The sequence below is a fragment of the Brevibacillus reuszeri genome (assembly GCF_001187725.1).
In the GTDB taxonomy this organism is placed as follows: Bacteria; Bacillota; Bacilli; order Brevibacillales; family Brevibacillaceae; genus Brevibacillus; species Brevibacillus reuszeri.
Genome location: NZ_LGIQ01000009.1, coordinates 472,926 through 494,667, shown reverse-complemented (window position 1 = coordinate 494,667; position 21,742 = coordinate 472,926). Strand labels below are relative to the sequence as shown.

Annotated in this window: 13 protein-coding genes; all 13 read left to right on the top strand. The window is 46.4% G+C overall.

The window, feature by feature from the left end; all coding sequences use genetic code 11:
• Window positions 1-107 precede the first annotated feature (107 nt).
• The 13 genes from ADS79_RS16840 to ADS79_RS16780 all read left to right on the top strand — a co-directional run bounded on the left by ADS79_RS16840 (window position 108) and on the right by ADS79_RS16780 (window position 21,739).
• Window positions 108-1,865 (top strand): methyl-accepting chemotaxis protein, encoded by a 1,758-nt coding sequence (locus ADS79_RS16840; protein ID WP_049739576.1) that lies wholly within the window; start codon window positions 108-110, stop codon window positions 1,863-1,865.
• Between the two features lie 184 nt (window positions 1,866-2,049).
• Window positions 2,050-2,514 carry a GNAT family N-acetyltransferase gene (locus tag ADS79_RS16835; protein WP_049739575.1) on the top strand — a complete coding sequence of 155 codons (465 nt, stop codon included), beginning with the start codon at window positions 2,050-2,052 and terminating at the stop codon, window positions 2,512-2,514.
• 353 nt (window positions 2,515-2,867) lie between these two features.
• Window positions 2,868-4,841: an elongation factor G gene (locus ADS79_RS16830; RefSeq protein WP_201783411.1), complete on the top strand. Its 1,974-nt coding sequence runs from the start codon at window positions 2,868-2,870 to the stop codon at window positions 4,839-4,841.
• A gap of 389 nt (window positions 4,842-5,230) precedes the next feature.
• Window positions 5,231-8,068 carry a phycobilisome rod-core linker polypeptide gene (locus ADS79_RS16825; RefSeq protein ID WP_049739574.1) on the top strand — a complete coding sequence of 946 codons (2,838 nt, stop codon included), beginning with the start codon at window positions 5,231-5,233 and terminating at the stop codon, window positions 8,066-8,068.
• A gap of 302 nt (window positions 8,069-8,370) precedes the next feature.
• Complete coding sequence (locus tag ADS79_RS16820; protein WP_049739573.1) at window positions 8,371-11,751, top strand: ATP-binding protein; 3,381 nt, start codon at window positions 8,371-8,373, stop codon at window positions 11,749-11,751.
• Window positions 11,752-11,810: 59 nt separating this feature from the next.
• Window positions 11,811-13,976, top strand: coding sequence for an RCC1 domain-containing protein (locus tag ADS79_RS16815; RefSeq protein ID WP_084765954.1), 2,166 nt, complete (start codon window positions 11,811-11,813; stop codon window positions 13,974-13,976).
• A 182-nt stretch (window positions 13,977-14,158) separates the two neighbouring features.
• Entirely contained in the window at window positions 14,159-14,893 is a 735-nt protein-coding gene (locus ADS79_RS16810; RefSeq protein ID WP_049739571.1) for a hypothetical protein, read from the top strand.
• A 228-nt stretch (window positions 14,894-15,121) separates the two neighbouring features.
• Window positions 15,122-15,688: an SLOG family protein gene (locus ADS79_RS16805; protein ID WP_049739570.1), complete on the top strand. Its 567-nt coding sequence runs from the start codon at window positions 15,122-15,124 to the stop codon at window positions 15,686-15,688.
• A gap of 555 nt (window positions 15,689-16,243) precedes the next feature.
• The gene (locus ADS79_RS16800) at window positions 16,244-17,893 is read left to right on the top strand and encodes an ABC transporter substrate-binding protein (RefSeq protein WP_049739569.1); all 1,650 of its coding nucleotides are present in this window, start codon (window positions 16,244-16,246) and stop codon (window positions 17,891-17,893) included.
• A 73-nt stretch (window positions 17,894-17,966) separates the two neighbouring features.
• Entirely contained in the window at window positions 17,967-18,893 is a 927-nt protein-coding gene (locus tag ADS79_RS16795; protein WP_236700010.1) for an ABC transporter permease, read from the top strand.
• A gap of 15 nt (window positions 18,894-18,908) precedes the next feature.
• Complete coding sequence (locus ADS79_RS16790) at window positions 18,909-19,799, top strand: ABC transporter permease (protein ID WP_049739567.1); 891 nt, start codon at window positions 18,909-18,911, stop codon at window positions 19,797-19,799.
• A 24-nt stretch (window positions 19,800-19,823) separates the two neighbouring features.
• Window positions 19,824-20,612, top strand: a complete 789-nt coding sequence (locus ADS79_RS16785; RefSeq protein WP_049739566.1) for a sensor histidine kinase — start codon at window positions 19,824-19,826, stop codon at window positions 20,610-20,612.
• Window positions 20,609-21,739 carry a response regulator transcription factor gene (locus ADS79_RS16780; RefSeq protein ID WP_049739565.1) on the top strand — a complete coding sequence of 377 codons (1,131 nt, stop codon included), beginning with the start codon at window positions 20,609-20,611 and terminating at the stop codon, window positions 21,737-21,739. Before ADS79_RS16785 ends, ADS79_RS16780 begins: the two co-directional genes overlap by 4 nt.
• Window positions 21,740-21,742: the final 3 nt, after the last annotated feature.

The following is a 21,742-nucleotide window of genomic DNA, read 5'->3' as shown; positions in this document are numbered from 1 at the left end:
GTTCAAAGGGTGCTTTGGACTGCTGTTTTTGATCATCTGATTTATCCGGGTTCACGATATGCTGCATTTGAGCCAGGATCTATAAGGAGCTATACGGGAGGATAATCATGAAACCAAATCATCGTCGATGGCGGTCCACCATCAGTAATAAATTGCTGGTCATCTCATTAGCAATCCTGATCATTCCGGCATTGCTGGTAGGAAGCATGAGCATCTGGGTCTCAGCTCGCGAAAGCGACTTGCAGACGGAGACCAATCTCCGAAACACGGTTCATATGGCTGCGGAGCTGATCGTTTCGTTCGAGGACGCCGTCAAAAAAGGCGGATTACATAAAGAAGAGGCACAGGAGAAAATGAAGCAGCTGCTTCTCGGGCCAAAGCAGCCAGACGGTACTCGGACAATCAATACAAATATAGACATTGGCGTGCATGGGTATTTTTTTGTTCTAAACGACCAGGGTGACCTGGTTGCCCATCCGACACAGGAGGGGGAGAAATTTTGGGACATGCAGACAAGTGACGGCTTTTATCATATCCGGGATATGCTCCAGAAGGGTCAGCAGCCAGGTGGCGGAGTTACCGTATACTGGTGGCCGCTGCCAGACTCGAAAGCTGACGCTATGAAAATTGCCTATTCGCTAAGGGACCCAAGCTGGGGATGGACGATTGTAGCCGGCTCCTATATTAAGGATTATAATGCGGGACAGCAACGCATTGTGCAGGGCACTATATATACGCTACTTGGTTGTATTGCAATCGGCGGGATTATCGTGATTCTGCTCGCGATGCGTCTTACGAGGCCGCTTGTTCAGTTGACACAGCAAGCTAAACTGGTTGCCGCGGGCGACTTGTCACAAAAAGCGATTGCCATACATAGCCGGGATGAAATTGGCGACCTGTATGCCTCCTTCCAGACCATGCACAGCAGGTTAAGAGAGCTGACGCAGGGGCTGTTGTCCCATGCTGATGCTCTGTCATCGGCCTCCCGCGACATGTCCGTCACCTTCAGAGAGGCGACAGCGACCACAGATCAAATTTCTGTATCTGCACAAGAAGTGGCTTTGAGCAATGAAACGCAAAAAAGAAGCTTGCAGGAGAGCGCCTATGCCATGGAGGAGCTATCAGCCAGCGCACAGCGCATCGCATCCACTTCATCGACAGCCTTTGAGGCTTCACAGACTACCTTAAAATATGCCGAACATGGAAACGGGCTGATCGCACAGTCAGCGGAGCAAATGCTTGCCGTATCCACAACGGTGGGCGACCTCTCACTGATCGTCAATCAGCTGAACAAGCGGTCGCATCAGATTGGCGAGATCATTCATGCGATGACGACCATTTCGTCGCAAACGAATCTGCTGGCGCTAAATGCAGCGATCGAGGCTGCACGAGCGGGTGAGGAGGGCAAAGGATTTGCAGTTGTTGCGGATGAGATCAGAAAGCTGGCGGAGCGCTCTAGGGCTTCCGCAATGGAGGTCACTGAGCTGATTCAGGTTATTCTCGCCGATATAAATAAAGCCGCTATTGCTATGGATCAAGGGGAGCAGGAGGTGCAGGCTGGCGTTGATTCCATTCGGCACTCGGGGGAGGCGTTCCACCGAATTATGCTCGCAACACGTAGCGCCGTGTATCACGTACAGGAGACCTCTGCTGCGGCTGAACAAATATCCTCAAGCTCCCAGGAGTTCAATGCTTCCTTGAAGGAGATCGATCACATGGCGGTTCGGTCCAACGATCTGGCACAGACGATTTCAAGCGCCACGGCCGGACAGCTCGCAGCCATGGAAGAAATCTCGGCATCTGCGGACTCGATGAGCCGGATAGCCGAAGAAATGCTTTTACTCGTGAAGCAGTTCAAGCTATAGACCCGGCAACGGTGTGGAAACCAAAAACCAGATTGTAGGGTAATCGGGGGTCCTCGTGATACTGATCATTGTACAGAAATCATAAAGTATTAGACTGGAAACTAAATTTCTAGACTGGTGAGGTGGCCAAGCAAAGGCATGATAAAATAATACCGATGATACTTACAAGCCAAGGGGTGAATGCATGACACTTATTCGTTTGGCCACGTTTGAGGATGTACCGCAACTTGTTCAAATGCGTTGGGACTTCTCTGAAGAGGAATATCCGAATGATACAGTCACATTTGAGGAATTTTACCCGGTTTGTAGTGAGTTCTTGGTAAAAGCGATAAAAAGCGGAGATTGGTATATTTGGGTGGGGGAAGTTGCTGGAAGTCTAGTCTCGCAAATGTATCTGCAATTCATACATAAAGTTCCAAGACCAGGGAAATCCCCAGATCCCTATTACGGCTACGTTACCAATGTGTATACTCGCCCTGCTTTTAGAAACCAAGGTATCGGATCAAAAATTCATAGTGCTATGCAAAAATGGTCACAAGAGAATGAAGTCGAGTTCCTTATACTTTGGCCAAGTAGCGACAGCGTAGAGTTTTATTCAAAAAATGGCTTTTCTCAATGTGAAGACGCCATGGAAAAGCACTGGGATTGAGCAGGTATTTTATTAACAAGTATCGCTAGTGGAACAACAACAGTGGAAGTCTAGGGCTTTATGGTCTTAAACTTCCGCTTCCTTTCTATTTATGGTTTCCTTTTATTGCTAGATGAAATGTCTGTAACAAATATCGAGCAGCTATACGGGAAAACCCGCATGTCATGCACTACTGTTAGTGCGATATGCGGGTTTTCTCTTTTTTCTGATAGAGGGAGATTGGAATTATTATCAAGAAATTTAAAAAACAAGTATAATAAGAGTATTTCAAATAAGGAGCGTGAATAGTATGCGGAAAAATACTATGACCATAAAAAAGGAGAATAATATGACGATAAAAAGGACGATAACCATTGAAAAAAATAAATATAGGGATTCTTGCGCATGTAGACGCTGGAAAGACGAGTTTAACTGAAAGAATACTATTTGAAACTGGCATCATCTCTGAAATCGGAAGTGTTGATAAAGGAAATACGCAAACAGATTCTATGGAGATGGAACGACAACGAGGAATAACCATTCAATCTGCTGTCGTTTCCTTTACGCTTGATCATGTGAAAGTGAATTTGATTGATACACCAGGTCATCCCGAATTCATCTCTGAGGTTGAACGGGCTTTACGAGTACTAGATGGAGTCATCCTTGTCATTTCATCTGTCGAAGGTGTCCAGCCTCAGACACGAGTTTTGATGAAGACACTTGCTAAAATGGGAATCCCCACAATCTTTTTTGTCAATAAAATTGATCGGGTGGGTGCTAGATACGAATCGTTACTTACTGAAATCCACGATAAATTGACACCTCATGCTCTCGCAATGAGCGTGGTTGCTAATATCGGTACATCAACTGCCCAAACAGAAATGTTCACGGAAAACAATCAGGATTTTATGGAGGCGCTGGCAAATCGTTTAGGCGATCTTAATGAACATTTTCTTGAAAAATATCTTTACAACGAGAAAGACTTAACCCCTGCCGACTTTGAATGGGAGTTTCTCGAACAGTTTAAGCGAGCACAGCTTTATCCGGTGCTATTTGGTTCTGCAATTACCGGTGAGGGCATCACCTATTTGATTACAGCCATACAAAACTGGCTGCCTTCTGTTCATTCCGAAGATACTTCTGTTGTAAGGGGGAAAATTTTCAAAATCGAACGTGGAAAGAACGACGAGAAGATCGCTTACGCTCGAGTTTTCACTGGTGAAATCAAGATACGGGAGAGTCTTGCCTATTATCGGACTAACCAAGCAGGGGAACGAATGGGATTTACCAATAAAGTGACGGGATTGCAGCACTTCTCCTCTGGAAAAACAACAAATGGAACAAGGGCTGTAAGTGGAGATATCGTAAAGATTATGGGGTTAACCGATTGTCAGGTTGGTGATGACATCGGTATGGCTTCCACTGAAACGACTGAAGCTCTTTTCTCCCCGCCTAGTTTAGTAACAACGATCAAAGCATGTAACGAAAAAGAAACGATTCATTTATACCGAGCATTAAAAAGATTAGCTGAACAAGATCCATTTATACAGATTAAGCAGCATCCTCTTCAAAGAGAGCTATCCATTCAGCTTTATGGTGAAATTCAAAAAGAAGTGATTCAAGATCAACTGAAAAAAGAAGCTCATATCGATATTGAATTTCTAGGGACGCAGCCTATTTATATTGAAAAGGCTATCTTTACAGGGACAGCAGTTGAACGAATGGGTGAGAGTGGAAATCCATTTTACGCCACCGTAGGCTTTCGAATTGATCCGAACCCTCGAGCAACCGGCATTGAATATCATCTAGAAGTAGAGCTAGGCTCCCTGCCTTTAGCGTTTCATAAGGCGATTGAAGAAACCGTCTATGAAACGCTTAAGCAAGGACTACACGGCTGGGAGGTTCGCGATCTAATCGTGACCCTTACTGATACCGCCTATGCAAGTCCGGTGAGTACGGCTGGCGATTTTCGGAAGTTAACGCCTCTAGTGTTAATGAGGGCACTAACTGAAGCAACCACCCAAATTTATGAACCCATTCATCGGTTCGAATTAGAGATTCCTATTGATTCGCTAAGTAAAGTTTTATTTAAACTAACTCAAGCCTCTGCAACCTATCAGAATCCGATCCAGAATGACCAGGTATTCACGATACTTGGCATGATCCCAATTAAGAACATTCATCCATTCGAAATCCAGCTTCCAGGTTGGACCCAAGGTGAAGGTGTATTTCTATCAGAATTTCATGGCTATCAGCCTCTCCATGGTGAAGTGCCAGTATGTACACGGTACGACCATAATCCGTTAAATCGAAAGGAATATCTCTTACATGCCCTGAATTCGATGTAAATGATGAAAACCAGTTAAAAGCAGCGTACGGGTTTTGTACGCTGCTTTTTCTTTCCTATAGGCTCATTTCTAAAAAAATGCTTCTTGATCTACTCATAGGTTTGCTGAAATAGACCTTAAAATAGTAGAAAGTGGAGAGATTTACGGGGACGCTGGACACGCCAATCGGGATTAATTCGTTGCTAGTTTGACTGAAAATGGTTCGGCTCTTGCTAAGAATCCTTGATCAGAAGCAAATGCCTACTTTTGGTACGAAGGAATATTAACCACCAACTCGTTTTTACCAACGACTAAATTCGATTAACGAAAGTTAGCATTCATTTCACTGTTTATCAGGTAAAGTGTGAAGTGTAATTCAAGAAAATATGGTAGAAAAAGGTGGTTTTGAATTGAAAGCTCGTCTGAAATCCGTGCAAACAGGGAAGTACCTGCAAGGCATCTTTGAATACGACCGCACTAGCACTGTACTTCAAGCGAATGGCCTGGGGTTCGATCCCATGGAAGAGTATACGCTGCTCAGCCTCGATGGAACCGATCTTGTCCACGGCTCGAAAGTCGTCATCCGTACCGGCAACAGCTATTATCTCCACCCGCTGAACGGAGGCGGTAGCAGTGTGCAGCTCAGTCATTGGGGCAGCAGCGAGCAGACCTTTGTCATCGAAAGGGGGAGTCCAAATGGTGGCTCAATCACGAGTGGGGACATCGTTTCGCTGAAAACGGAAAAGGGGAAGTATCTGACCGTCCATTCGAATCAAAAAAACAGACTGGGCGCGGAAGCCTTAAGTGCTGGGACTAACGAACAATTTGTCGTAGAAGCAATCGAGACGAAAGGTGCTCCATTGAACGTGGTCGCATTTGGGGATTCGATTGTGTGGGGACAAGGGCTCTACAATCGCGACAAGTTTACCTACTTGACCAAGCAATGGCTCCAGGTGGTAACGGAGCGTCCGGTCGAACTGTTTGTCTTTGCACACTCAGGAGCCACGATTGAGCCATCGGACAGCAATGATTCGTTCAGGGACAAGCAGTTTGCCGTTGCATCTGAGGATTTGACAAATCTCTGGAAGCCGATACCGCCAGGGGAAGTCAATTTCGGCTATCCGACTATCCATCAACAGGTCAAAAGCGCAGCGGTCAGGCTGCCGTATTGGCACCACGTATCTCCGGAAATGGTAGATCTCATTTTACTCGACGGTGGGATTAATGATTTGGGACCAGTCACAATTTGCCGTCCTTTTACTTCATCCCAGTGGATCATGGATAAAACGGCGGAAGCGGGCAAAAATGCCCACGAAATGATCAAGACTGCCCTCGCGAAATACCCAAATGCCAAAATCGTCATAACCGATTATTATCAAATCATCTCACAGCATACATCGTCCATGCTATTGGGCTTTCTGGACTGGATCTTTTCGAACCCGAGTACATCTTCCTCGATACCGGAAATTGCCGCCAGCAGTCAGACCAGTTCGTTTTTGCCAGACGAAGGTATACCTGATTTATCCCCGGAAGAAATGGAAGAGCTTTATCTTCGCGAGCTTTATACCAAACTGAAGGAAATGGGCTCCTTTGAAAACCTGAAAGCAAAGGATACCATCGCATTTGGAGCAGGAAAAGAAGATCAGGGCAACCTGCTGAAAGCAATGAGCGAGAATACCAGACTGTTTAAAGACCGAATGAACGCGGAAATGCAAAAAATCGCCAACATATTTCCCGATCGGGTCACCGTGGCTTCGTGCAGATATACCGACACAGATGCTGTCTTTGCTCCCAAATCCTCCCTGTGGTCGTTGTCAGGTATTCAACCGGTCGATCCGGTTTGGGAGAAGCGACTGGAGGATGCCAAGAAATGGGGTAAGACTATTGGACACGGACTTGCAAAAACTAAATTAGCTTCCATCGGTCATCCGCATGTGGCCGGAGCGAAAAAATATGCAGAGGGGATTCGCCTAGCCCTCCATAGAAAAGGGTGGCTGGTTGAAACTCATGGGCTGATCAAGAGAATTTTCCAGCAACTCTTGAACCGCGAAGCGACAGCGAAAGAGCTGGAATTTTTCCACATTCAATTTGCACAAGGGTTTACGGTGAAAGATATCGTACGTTTTATCGGAATGAACGACCTCTTTCGAAAGACAATCGAAGGCCTTGACGACCGGGACATGGTGAATAAAATCATGAACGCTTTTTTGGGAAGGATGCCACGTGAGTATGATTATGTCAGGTGGCCGTACATCACGCAGAGTGGGAATTGGGCGGTCACTGTGACAGAGATCATCGAATCCCGGGAGTATCACGAGCGCTTCGGCGAATGGAAGATTCCCTCTAGCGGTCGAAACCCTGTGGAAAAAGGCGTCTACGTGTTTCAGTATAAAGAGCGGGAAGGTACGGTAGCACTCGACTGCGTCCATGAAGAGATGAATACAGGCACAGCGCCCCTATGGCGTCATCACTGGACAAAAAACTGGTCCCTTGTGGAACCCTTTACGCACCGCGGGGCCCATTATTTGCTTGGGTACAAGGCCCACAGCGGTGAAGTGTTTATCGATCAGTACACCTTCGACTATGACGGAACGAGAAGCTTGTGGAAGCACCAATGGACCTCGAATTGGTCGATTTTGCAGCCATTCCCGTACAAGGATAAGCAGTATGTGTTCGGCTACAGGGAGCGCAACGGTGACTATTTTATCGATCAGATAAACGATGATATGGTTGGTACGACTCCAATCCACGATGGAAGCTGGACTAAAGGCTGGTCGAGCGTTCAGCCTTTCAAAAAAGGGAGCGATGTATTCCTGTTCGGATATCGCTACTCAGATGGAAAATATTTCATTGACCAGATCAAATCGGACATGTCCGGTTTTGAATCCAAATGTTCTGGCAAGCATTGGACGAAGGGGTGGTCAATCGTGACCCTGTTCTATGGAGCGGATGGAGAAGTATACGTATTTGGTTACAGAAGCCGCGACGGCGACTATTTCATCGATCGTGTGAATGACAATCTTTCCGGCACGACGCCAGTTGGAAATGGAAGATGGACCACCGGATGGTCAAGAATCTCTCCCTTTTATTGGAACGGAAACGTCTATTTGTTCGGATATCGGAGCCAGGATGGCAAAGTCTTCATTGATAAAATCAGAGACGACTTCCAGAAGACGGAGAACATATGGAGCAAGCATTGGACAACGGGGTGGACGACTGTTATTCCTGCCTTCATGATAGAAGAGTGAGAAAAGGCTGTGCTTTTGGCCGAAATTCCCTATTCGCGTGGAAAAGGAGAGGCACAGTTGCCCTCCTTTTTTCAATCGCATGTTCATCATTTTACAAGTCTTCAATGAACTTGGTAGGTACTCGTGCGGAGTTAATAACGAAAATTCTCGCCCTTCGGTTGACATTGGTGAGCGGTGTTGGGATCAGTACGATGGAGAAATGTGGAACAATCCTTAAGCAATAACATCTTTCTAATAGGGATTTAGCTGTAGAAAGCGAATAAAATGGATTACGACCAGATTTGCGATGGGGGGAGGACGGTTTGGCAGGCTGCAGCTTTCAACTGTTAGGCAGTTTGAAAATCACCTTTGACGACGAAGAGTTCACGGCGGCCATTTCCGGTGGAAAGGTCAAGCTATTGGTGTACTTGGTTCTGGCTTTTGACATGTCGCAAAGCAGGAAGCAAATAGCATTTGACTTCTGGCCCGATTCCACCGAGAAACAAGCTCTTTCAAATTTGCGCAAACTCCTTCACGATCTGAGGAAATCTCATCCGCAAATAGATCGGCATCTTATAATCACGCCAGTATCTATTCGCTGGAATAGTGAATCGACCTTCTATTCTGATGTTCGCGAGTTTGATCAGGCAGCCAAAGGAAAAACCATCTCTGATCTGCGAAAAGCAGAAGAACTTTACAGGGGAGAGCTTCTTCCGGGGTATTATGAGGATTGGCTTAGTACAAAGCGGGAGCTGCTGGCGCAAACGTATTTGAATGTGCTCAACAAGCTCATTTCGATTTTGGAAAGTCAACAGGAGTACGCAACAGCTATACTTTTCGCGAATAAACTGCTGGTCCATGATAAATTAAGCGAGGAAACGTACCGCACACTGATGCGGCTTCATTCCTTGAATAATGACACGCCTAATGTTATCCGAATTTTCCGCCATTTGCAACGCGCACTACAAGACGAATTGGGGATCGAGCCAGCGGAGGAAACAACACGGCTTTTGGAAAAGCTCACGCAAAATGTTGGCGAACATTCGACTAGTGACCACAGCCCTGCAAAGCTGATCGGCCGAACCGTCGAGTGGGGAATCATGCTGAGCGCTTGGAAGCAGGCAATGCAAGGAAAAAATACCCTGTTGCTATTGAAGGGTGAGGCGGGAATCGGCAAAACCAGACTAGCTTTGGAGTTTAAAGCGTGGGTAGAGACCCAGGGGGATCAAACAGCGTTGGCCGGCTGTTATCCGTCAGTGAGCGCCTTGTCCTACACTCCGGTCACTGTATGGCTCAGAAGCCTTCCTTTGCCTCAGCTCAGTCCGGTTCGGCTATCGGAATTAGCCCGTTTACTGCCGGAGCTGTTGGAACAATACCCTGAATTGCCGAAGCCGAATCCCATTCAGGAAAATTGGCAACTCAACCAATGGTACGAAGCGATCGAACGAATGGTGTTGGCCAGGCAACCGATATTACTGATCCTTGACGATATTCAATGGAGTGACACAGAGACACTGCGGTTGCTCTCTTATATTTTTCGTAGTAATTCCAAAGCTAAACTGCTCGTTATCGCAACGATGAGAACGGAGGAGTATCCGGTCGAGACCGTGGAACATGTTGTTTCCAACCTTCGGCTCGAACGAAAGCTTACCGAGATCGAACTTGCGCCGCTCAGCGAAGGAGAAACAAAACGTCTAATGACTGTGGCCATCGGGGATGATCTGGCTAACCGCCATGCGGCAGGCATACACGCGGAAACAGGAGGCAATCCGCTGTTTATCGTGGAAACATTGCGTGAGTGGCAAATGGGCGGTAGCAAAAGCGGGTTTCGTCTTTCTCCTTTGGTGAAATCCGTTTTTGAAAGCAGGGTGCGAAAGCTTTCACCAGATCAACGCTGGCTTGTTTCGGTCATTGCCGCTGTTGGCAGACCCATATTGGCAGCGTTTATGGCAGTGGTGACGAATACAGAAGAGGAAGCGGCTCTCGAACGAATAGAGCGGTTGGTGCAAGTGAAAGTTTTGCAGGAGGCAGGAGACGGAAAGTACGAATTTACCCATGACATCATCAGGGAAAACGCGTACAGGCTGAACAATGAGAGTAGGCGTCGACAGTGTCACGAGCATATTGCACATAGTCTGGCTGTTTTTCATCACGCGCAGCCGGAAGCCTTTGCTGCGGAAATCGCCTTCCATTACGAGCTTGCGGGCGTGGAAAAAAAGGCCACTGTCTATTACGAAATGGCTGCTTCGGCAGCGGAGAAAGTATACGCCAATGAAACACGGATCAAATATTACAAGAAACTATGCAGTCTGCTACCGCTAGAGCAAACTTTTCCCATCCTGATGAAACTCGGCGAAGCCTTGATCATCGTGGGAAATTGGAAAGAAGCGGAAATAACCTATCAACATTGGCTTGAACGTTTCGGATACTCCGTTACGATCAAAGAGCGGTCCTTCTGCGATGTTGCGCTGGGCAATTGCTTGCGTCTTCAGGGAAAGCATGAAGAAGCGAGATTTCATTTGGAACGAGCGCTTTACCACTTTAATCTGATGGAGGATCATGCTGGTCTGAGTCTCGTTTATGGAACGCTCGGCAGTTTGTATTACTTTAGAGCAGATTACAATAAAGCACTGCATTATTTGTTGGAGAGAATGAGGTTTCCAGATGTTGATAAACAAACCAAGGATGACTGCCGTTTTTTTGGTTTCATAGGATTCTTGTATTATGACCAATGTGAATATGACAAAGCCATTCATTGGTTCAAGAGACAGATCAAGCTCGCCACAAAGATCCGGGATGAGTATTTCGTCGCAGAAGCGATGGGAGGATTGGCACTGGTTTATTTTGAAACCGATGATATGGATTTGGCTTACGACTGTATTATCGAAAAAATGGAGATCAGTAAATCGATCGGCGCACGGATGAGCTTCGCTATGGCCATCGGCATGTTGGGCAAGTATTTTCATTTGCTCGGATCACGCGTGCAAGCAGAGCAATGCATCGCGTTCTGTCTGGAAGAAGCGGTCTTGATCAAGGATTTTCATATTGCAGCCGTCGTGCTCGGGATTGAGGGCTGCAATCTTATGGCGCAACATCGCTATGAGGAGGCAAGTCTTATGATCGGGCGCTCTATAGGGCTGTCAAAGCAGCATCATATTTCTTTCTTTGAATGCGACGGGCTCTATTTCATGAGCTTGCTGAGTGAGCGTCAGAATCAATTCGAAAACGCTGTCACAATTGCTGAAGAAGCACTGCTTATCGCCAACCGGCTGAAACGTAGAGACATGCAGGTCAATCTTCTTGTGCACCTAATCTTTTTGAAGACAGCTTTAGGATCGATACCCCCTGCCGTAGCTTTGGACCAGCTGGAACAGATGCTGGAACAATATCCCGATCAACAAGACCAGGCTGCCATTCGATTTGCAATGTGGAAGATGAGTCCCGAATCGCCCGTGCATCGGATTACCGCGCTCCAGTTTAACGAAGAGCTATACCGCAGGTCAGGTAAAGAAGTATATTTCAATCGTTGCAAGGAAATGAACGGTTCATCCCATGCTCCCGTAGCTCGTCCGATGCCAAAGCTTGCAGCTGAAGCTGTGCGAAATAAAGGAATTTCTCTGCATATCCTGGCGGAAATCGATGTGCATGTAAACCGACCAGACAGAAACGCTTTTGAAGCGCTCCCTTCTTTAGAATCGATCTGAAGGAGGGAGTTTTTCTATGGACAAACAAAGAGCGACACTCTTGACGGGATTTGATCCGCATGTCAACCGGTAAGCGGAAAATAGGGATGCTCTTCTTATTGGCAGTAATGTCGTTAACTATATTTTTCCCTATTCTTGCAGCAGCTCATGATGCTCCCGATATAAAGCTTGAACGAACGTTTGCAGCTGATCCGATCAAAATCAAACCAATTCCAATTGAAATCAATCCAAAAGTAATCCAACAGCCAAATGATTTTGAACCAATTATGCGACCTACAACTGTTCCCACTGTAATCGGAGGAGATGGACATACCGTTGCCTTGAAGAGCGACGGAACAGTTTGGGCATGGGGAGACAATGGTTATGGGCAACTCGGAATCGGAACATTTGACAACGGTAGTTCTGTCCCCATGCAAGTAAGCAACTTAAGCGATGTCGTCGCCATTGCAGCGGCGGGAGGAAGGAGTTTTCTCAAAACTGGCCATACCGTTGCCCTGAAAAGCGACGGAACGGTGTGGACTTGGGGACATAATGAAAATGGACAACTCGGAATCGGAACGTTTGACAAAGGTAGTACCGTCCCTGTACAAGTGCAAAACCTAAGCGATGTCGTCGCTATTTCAGCGGGTGCCTTGCATACTATAGCCCTGAAAAGCGACGGAACCGTATGGACGTGGGGATACAACTACTATGGCCAACTGGGAAACGGCGTAATCAGTAACGGTAGTTCCGTCCCTGTACAAGTATCCAACCTGAGCGGTGTCGTCGCCATTTCAGCACAATACTTAAATAGCTCTGCCTTGAAACGCGATGGAACAGTGTGGACTTGGGGGGCCAACTTTTTTGGTCAGCTTGGCTACGACACAGGTAAAAAAAATAACCCCACTCCCAAACAAGTGCCTAAAGTGAACGGTATTGTCTCTATTGCACAGGGTGAATATTTTACTTGTGTCTTGGGAAGCAACGGAACAGTATGGAACTGGGGATTGAACTACTTTGGTTCACTCGGCAACGGAACAAGTGGACAGCAAACGGCTTTTTTCGACCCTCAACAAGTACTCTATAACATGAATCCAAATAGAGCGCTCAACAGTGCCGTCTCCATTTCTGCAGGATCTGGCCATACGCTTGCCCTATTAAGCGATGGAACGGTATGGGGGTGGGGGAATAACGAATTTGGCCAACTCGGAAACGGTAATTTTACTAGTCGCCCACTTGCAACGAAGCTAGATCTGAATGGGGTTTTCACCGCCGTAGGAACAGGGAAGAATCATTCGATGGTCATAAGAAACGATGGAACCGTATGGACCTGGGGGGATAATGGTTCTTACCGACTCGGATACAAAACGCCACCGCCAGAGCCTGCTGAAGGATCTACGAACGTTCCGCGTCAGGTTCCCGAATTGGTTGTAAGCAAATTTTTGACAAGTATCGGTCTGGATTCTGAGGCGTACACGCTGACCACGAGCAGCAACCATCAAATCAAAGTGACAGCAACTTATTCGGACAAAAGCATCTTGCATGTCACGAATCAGGCCAAATACCAATCTTCCAAGCCAGAGGTAGCTACCGTGAACTCGGCTGGCGTGATATCCGCCTTACACTCAGGTCAATCGAATCTTACCGCAACGTTCTTGGACCAAAGCGTAATGGCTACGGTTACAGTCCAAGAACCAACTTTTTCCGACATAACTGAACATTGGGCAAAAGCGAATATTATTCGAGCTGTAGAACTTCACCTCACGAAAGGGTACCCTGATGGCACGTTCCGGCCGGATGGCAACGTCACCCGCGCTGAATTTGCCGTCCTACTGGTGAACGCACTGAAGCCTTCCAGTGAAGGTGCTGTGCTAACCTTTAAAGACAAGCAGACGATCGGTTCGTGGGCAGCTAGGGAGATTGCGCTGTGCACAGAACTCGACATTATTAATGGCTATCCCGACAATACATTTCGGCCAAACAAAACAATTAGCCATGCCGAGATGATCACAATGGTTGTACGGGCAGCCAACTTACCGGTTGCAGATGATGCTGCGACTGACTATCAGGATGACGTGGATATTCCCAAATATGCGCGAAGCAAAGCCGCTGCAGCCAGACTGTACGGCATCACCAGCTACATTACCAATAACAGGTTTGCGCCTAACGAACCGTCGACACGCGCCGAGTCGGTAACCGCTATTGTCAACATGTTGAAAGTGATGAAAGAAGCAGCGAAACCATAATGATTCCGTTAACTGACAAATCATTGGGTAAGTGAGATTTTGAAACGCTTTTGAAGCGCTGTCTTCTTTAAAATCGATCTGAAGGAAGGGAGCTATTAGAAATCACGCATAATGGAGACAGTCGAGCAGGATAAATGCAGCTACCAACAATTGTACAATACGTTACGAAAGGGTGATTTTCAATGAAGATGAATTTTATGAAAATGAAGGCAGTGAAGATTCTCTTATTTGTTGGCACGATCCTTGCTTGTTCTTTTGCATCCGCTTATGCGGCAGTCAATATGGAGCCGATCAATGCTTTTTTTAATCGGGGTGTATCATTTGTATTGAACGGCGAACTTTGGCAGCCAAAAGACCAAGCGGGAAAACCGATTGCAGCGATTTATTATAAAGGAAGCAATTATTTGCCGGCCCGTGCTTTGGCAGAAGCGTTAAAAATACCGATCGATTATGATGCAACCAGTCAAAAAATTTACATTGGCGGCAAACCTGCAGAAAAAACACCGATTTTTGCCATGCCGATGGAGATTGATAACATTTATGCCATTCTGTCAAAAGATCCCGCGGAAACACTGGTGAACGGGAAACAATTCAAGCAGGTACTCAAGATCGACCAATATGGAGATGTGAATATTACCCTTAACCGAAAATACAAGCGACTGGTATTAAATGCCGCCGTCATCAGTCCAGGAGAGCATGAAGTGGAATTTTCTCTTTATAATGCGGTTGATATTGCTGGAAATACAGCAAGCACTATCCTGGAAAAGCACAGCGTTAGTCCAGAAGACAATGAAAAGCAGCTTATCTTTCATGTAGAGGGTCTAGAAAAAATCAAAATCCATGTACAAAGTCCTAATTTGAATCCTTATATTTATGCGAGGATTTTAGATACCTCTTATTTTGATAACGGTGATTAGGCCGCTAACGATAGCTTCAAATAGACAAAAGCAGGCATCTGAATGAAGTAACGATTGGTAAACCACTATGGTTTGCCTTTTTTTGTTTCAAGCAAAGTAGCTGGAACGGGATATGCTGCTTCGATGTGATAATATAAGAAAAATAGGAGATGTAATACTTTCTGAAGTGACAGCGAGAGAAGGAAATCTGTTTTCTGCTTGAGCTTCTTTTAAACTAGAGGTGGCATCATGTTAAAACGGTTATTTGTATCAGGATACAAAGCTCACGAGCTTGGCATATTCAATGAAAAAAATCCAGGTTTAGCAATTATTAAGAAAGCACTGAAGCGCGACCTCCTAAGATTCCTTGAGGAAGAATTGGAATGGGTCATCATATCAGGTCAACTCGGGGTAGAAATGTGGGCAGCCGAAACTGTTCTGGAATTAAAAAAGGAGTATCCCTATCTAAAACTGGCGGTAATTACTCCGTTTTTGAATCAAGAGGAAAAGTGGAAAGAAGAGACCCAGGATTACTACCGTAATATTGTGATGCAAGCCGACTATATTAACAGTGTCTATCAATCATCTTACCAAGGAGCTTGGCAGCTTGGAGAGAAAGACAAATTCTTGCTAGCCAATTCAGACGGTATCTTGTTAGTCTACGATGAAGAAAACGAAGGCTCCCCAAAATTTTTAAGTAAGCTAGCCGCAAAAAAAGCGGAAATGGGCGATTATCAGTTGTTTCGAATTAACGCATACGACTTACAGAACATTGCCGAAGAGCAGCAGCAAGAATTATACAATGACTATTTCTAAACAAACAAACCAGCTATGGTCTATACCCATTATTCCTATGATGATAAGAGTGTTGAAAAAGTCTATTCGATTCGGGTACATAACCGAACTAGCCGGCTTCACCGTGTCATCCTAACTCATATCCTTTAGAAAAAACCATGCCGTAAGTTCAAACGAGAGGCAACCAAAAGATGATCTTGAACGCCTCCATGCTACGGGAGAACCCCCATGTCGTGCACTACTTTAGTGCGGCATGGGGGTTTTCTCGTTTTTTCTGATAGGAGGATGATCGGGGAACAATTTTAATGTCAAAAACGATGTTGAGTAGAAGGCTTATTCCCGCGAAATGGCTCAGTAAGATCTTCATTCATTCAATTAGATGATCAGAGTGTACGAGTTTTCGTCTCGGCACAAACTAGCATCCTTTTTTTTATTTGGACAAGAGGCTTGCTGTTAGCGCGAAATTAAAGATGATCGAATATTACAAGTTGCATGCAAGAATAGCACATCTATTTCGTTCTATGTGACCTATAATTCTGAATTAATAAAAAAATAATCCAAAACGGGGGAATCTACTTGAAAAGAAAAACAATCTTTCATGTCGCAAGTTCTGTCAGCCTGGCCATTACGGTCTTTGTCTCTGGCTGTTCCAGCGCTCCATCCTCGTCACCTGGCACGGGGGCAGGGAGTGAAAAACAAGAGCAGGGGACGACAAAAGTGGCAGGTCCAAAATCAGGGGGAACGCTTACGTATGCTCTGTATCAGGATATCGTTTCACTGGACCCTGCCTTTACGTATGATTTCTCTACAGTCGTCAACCAGATTACCGAAGGGCTTTTAAAGTTTGATGAGAATTCAAAGCTCGTTCCAAGTCTTGCAGAGAAATGGGAGAATCCTGATCCCAAAACGTATCTATACCACATACGAAAAGGGGTCTCTTTCTCTGACGGAACGCCAATGACCGTGGACGATGTCATTTTTTCCATGGAACGCACGCGTGATCCCAAAACCGCCTCTTATCTTGGGTGGATGTATGGCAATGTGGATAAGATCGAAAAAGTAGATGATTCGACTGTAAAAGTGACGTTGAAAGAACCTGATTCCAACTGGCGATACGCTATGGCAACCCCAGCCGGACACGTCATCAGCAAAGCGTATTATGAAGCACATGCCAGCAATTTTGGCAAGCCGGATGGCGGAGTAATGGGGACAGGACCTTTTAAATACGTGAGTTGGCAAACCGGTTCGGAGATCGTACTGGAAAAGAATACGAACTACTGGGACAAGACAGGCGGTCCGTACCTGGACAAAATTGTCTACAAGGTGATACCGGAAGCAATAACACGAGTAACAGGCTTAAAAACAGGACAAATCAATATGGCGATTACGCTTCCGATTGACCTACAGGAAGTGGTAGAAAAAATGGATAGTGTAAAAATCAGTCGTTCGGACAGCTTTCTCAGCGATTTTGTAGCGATGAACACACAGCGCAAGCCATTTGATGACGTAAAAGTGCGTCAAGCGATAAACTTCGCACTCGACAAGCAGAAAATCGTGAAAGAGATCATCAAAGATGCTGGTGTCGCAGGCAAATCGGTGCCAGTCCCGCCAGCTCTGTGGTTATTTGAAAAAGAGAAGTGGGAAGCGGCTTATAATGAGATTCCTGATTACAGCTACGACATGGAAAAAGCAAAACAGCTCCTCGCTGAATCCAGCGTGCCGAACGGATTTAATGGAAAAATCCTCGTCGATGGAGACAGTTTGCGGATGAACATCGCTCTTGCCCTCCAGGCAGCCGTCAAACCACTGGGTATTAATCTGGAGGTGGAGAAAGTGACAGGGGAAGAGCTCAATACTCGTTCATGGGGCGGTGCACGCGATTACGATATGTTGATTCAAAACTGGAACTCCGATTTTCCTGATCCATCAGGCAGTCTGCAACCGTTGTTCCTGTCTGCCAATGCTGCTGACGGCGGTTCGAACTTCGCCAACTACAAGAATCCGGAAGTAGACAAACTGCTTATCGAACAAGGACGATTGACCGATGACACAAAACGAAGCGAAATGATGATACAGGCGGAAAAACTGATTGCGGGGGATGCGCCTTGGATTGTCGTCAGTCATCAGAAGCATTTTATGATTACTTCGAAAAACGTGGCTGGGTACGAAATCTCCCCGATGGTTTTCTGGCAGGCGATTATGAAGGATGTTTATTTTACAGAGTAGCGGGCGGGCTCCAACCTGCCCTCGTTTGCGCCAATCCATTTAAGAAAGGCGGTAGATAAAAGTGGTTCACTATGTGGCTAGGCGTCTTCTTCTGCTTATACCGATCCTGTTTGTCGTCTCGGTCATTATCTTTGGCATGTCACGACTCGTTCCAGGCGATCCGGCATTGATCATGGTAGGCGGTCATCAAACGACGCCAGAAGTGCTGGAAAATATCCGGGAAAAATACCATTTGAACAAGCCGGTATGGGAGCAATATACCATCTGGTTGAAAAATACTCTCACGGGTGATTTGGGTGAAAGCTTCAAAATGAAGCAATCGGTCTCCGTTATGATAGGAGAACGTCTTCCATTGACCTTGCAGCTCGTTTTCATGAGCATCGTCTTGACCCTAGCGATGGCTGTACCGCTAGGAATACTGGCAGCAATGCGGAAGCAGACATGGGTAGATTATCTCTCCTCGCTGTTTGCCTTAGCTGGCATGTCGTCACCCGTCTTTTTCACCGGGGTTTTGCTTGTACTGCTTTTTTCCTTTCAACTCAACTGGTTGCCAGCTTTCGGAGCAGGCAAAGGATTTGTCGACAACCTGACTCATCTGCTGCTCCCCTCGTTTGCGCTGGCAGTCAATATGATTGCTCTGATCATGCGGATCACCCGCTCTGGCATGATTGATGTACTTAGCACAAACTATATGCAGACGGCGATTGCAAAAGGACTGCCGCGTGCCATCATCATACTCAAACACGGGATGCGTAACGCACTGATTCCTCTATTGACCGTAACCGGATTGCAAATCGGATTTTTAATGGTAGGAACGGTGCTGGTCGAGTATACATTTGGGCTTGGTGGGCTTGGTAGTCTGATCATCAATGGTGTCCAAACAAGCGATTATCCTGTTGTGCAGGGAACCATTCTTTTTATGGTCGTCGTTTTTCTGCTTTTGAACCTGCTTGTCGACCTGCTCTATGCTGTGATTGACCCGCGGATTCGTTACCAGTAAGGAAGGAGAGTCCATATGGCTATCGCACCGGTTCATATCAAAACGGAAAAAGGAGCCCCCATCAAAAAAAGAAAAGGATTGCTTGCTTCTCCTTTTTTTCGCAACAAAACAGCTATCATTTCTGGGGGCCTGATTCTTATCATTGTACTGATTGCCCTGTTCGCACCACTGCTTTCTCCTCATGACCCAGACGCTCAGGATTTAGCCCTGTCCATGCAGCAGTCCTCTTCGGATCACTGGTTTGGTACGGATAAGCAGGGACGAGACATTTTCAGCCGAATTCTGTATGGTGCCCGAACTACGCTGCTAGGAGCCATTTTCGTGGTGTTGATATCACTCGTCATTGGAGTACCGCTTGGGCTTGTTTCCGGTTATTTCGGTGGCCGCGTGGACAGCATCATCAACCGCGTATGGGATGTGATGCTAGCTTTCCCGTCGCTATTGCTTGCATTTATTATCGTCGCTACGTTCGGACGTGGATTTGAAAACGCAATCATTTCTTTGGGAATCGTATATATTCCGATGATTTCCAGAATCGTCCGATCGGTTGCGATGGTGGAAAAGTCGCAGTCGTATGTAGAAGCTGCCCGGACACTTGGGTACTCCCACACACGAATCATTTTTCGCCATATCCTGCCAAACTGTTATTCTACCATTCTGGTCAATGCGATGCTGGATTTGGCGTACGCGATTCTGGATCTGGCAGCACTCAGCTTCCTTGGGCTTGGCGTGCAGCCTCCTACAGCAGATTGGGGCTACATGCTCTCAGAGGGACGCGAATACATGCTGATTTCCGTTAATGCAGCGTTAGCTTCTGGTTTTGCCATCATGATAACCGTCATTGCTTTCAATCTATTTGGTGACTGTTTGCGAGACTATCTCGATCCGAAGCAGCGGAGGGCGTAGGCAAAAGAAATTCGGGGAGGGGCTATGCTGCTTTCACTCAATTTGTTTACGTTAGTGATCGTACTCGGGATCGTAGGTGGGATTATCGGTCTCACTACGATTGTGGTGATCTTGATCACCGAAAAGGAAATTGATTACTTGGAAGTCGAGAAAAAAAGGGCGGAGCTGGAAGTGCTTTTGAAAGAGTCTAAATTTTTGCAGTTGTCTTCACAAATCAGACCGCACTTCTTGTTCAACGCCCTGAACATCATCTCCACACTTATCCGTATTGACAAAAAACGGGAGGCAGAACAGGCAACCTATGCGATAGCCTCGCTAATGCGCTATCACTTGAAGGAAGCTGGGCCGCTCGTGACCGTACGGGAAGAGCTGGAATATGTCAAGCATTATTTAACATTGCAAGAGCTTCGCTTTGGTACTCGTTTGACCTGGCATATTCGTGCAAACGACGATGTGCTGGAACTACCGATTCCCCTCCTGACGATTCAGCCACTTGTAGAGAATGCCTGTATTCATGGGGTTGAGCCCCAGATTACGGGTGGAACAATCGCTCTCACGGCAACTTATGGGCAAGGGGTTCTGCAAATTGCAGTAGCGGACAATGGAGCGGGGATAAGCGAACGGGTACTCGAGGAGTTTGAGCACTGGAAAGTCACTTACCATAGTGGGGAAGGCAAGCTGCGAATCGGATTGAAAAATGTCCATTCGCGTCTCGTACATCATTTCGGCAAGGAAAGCGGACTGTCGATTACTCGGCTTATGGCCGGGACAGTCAGTCAAATCAAGATCGAATATCGGGGGGTGGAAGCATGAAGGTACTGATCGTAGACGACGAGCCACTGGAACTGTTGAATCTGAATAGCATACTCTCTTCGTATGATCGGAATGCCATCGTCCGTTCGGCAGCAAACGGAATGCAAGCCCTATCCCTAATGGAACAGCAGGAGGCAGACATTGTTTTCCTGGATATCCAAATGCCTGGATGGAACGGACTTGAGACACTGGAGCGGATCAAGCGAGGTTGGCCAGATGTTCAGGTTGCTCTGATCTCTGCTCATGGAGAATTCCACTATGCAAAAACAGCAATGGAGATCGGGGTTTGTGGCTATATTCTGAAGCCAGTCGTTCCCAACGAATTGATCCATTTATATGAAAAAATGACCCAGGAGTTGGCAGCGAAACGAAATGTGAGACCGTTGTTGCTGCAAACAGCGATAGAGCAATGGCTGGGGGTCAATCCGTTGAGAGTAAAGGTCCCGGAATCGGCCTGGAAGGCTGAATTTTCCTTTACGCCCAATCTGGTTCTCGTAGTAAAAACAGAGGCTGAACAAAACCGCGGAATGGATAAAAAGGAGAGGATCGTTCAGCAGTTTCCCATCGCCCTCCCAGACACGGTGGTGGCCCCGCAGCCAATCGAAGGATTCTGGGTATATTTGTCCCATGTCGATAACGACCGCGAAGTGCAGAAATTTTGTGAGCTTTTGGCCTATCGCAAGCTGCGATGGGAAAAAACGTATCCTGAATTACAGTGGACATATGGTGTGGGAGAGCGGGTCGATTCTTTGGATGCCTTGCGCAAGTCCTTTTTTTCCGCAATCAAGGTTTCGCAAAACAAAGAAGAGGCGATCATCGGGCAGTGCCTTAGCTTTCTGTCAAAGCATTATGAACTCTTACTTACAATCAATGATCTGGCCTCAGAGGTGCATATCAGTCCTTCCCATTTAAGTCGGATTTTAAAAAAGCGTCTGGGCATAACGTTCGTCGATCTTTTAACGAAGCTTCGCATCGAAAAGGCCAAGGAGCTCCTAGACAATCCAGCTCTCTCGATTGAGTACATTTCGCACTGTGTCGGGTTCAGCAGTCCAAACTATTTTGCTGTTACCTTTCGCAAGCTCCAGGGACAGTCACCGCGTGAGTACCGGTTGACATCGGGTGAGTGACAG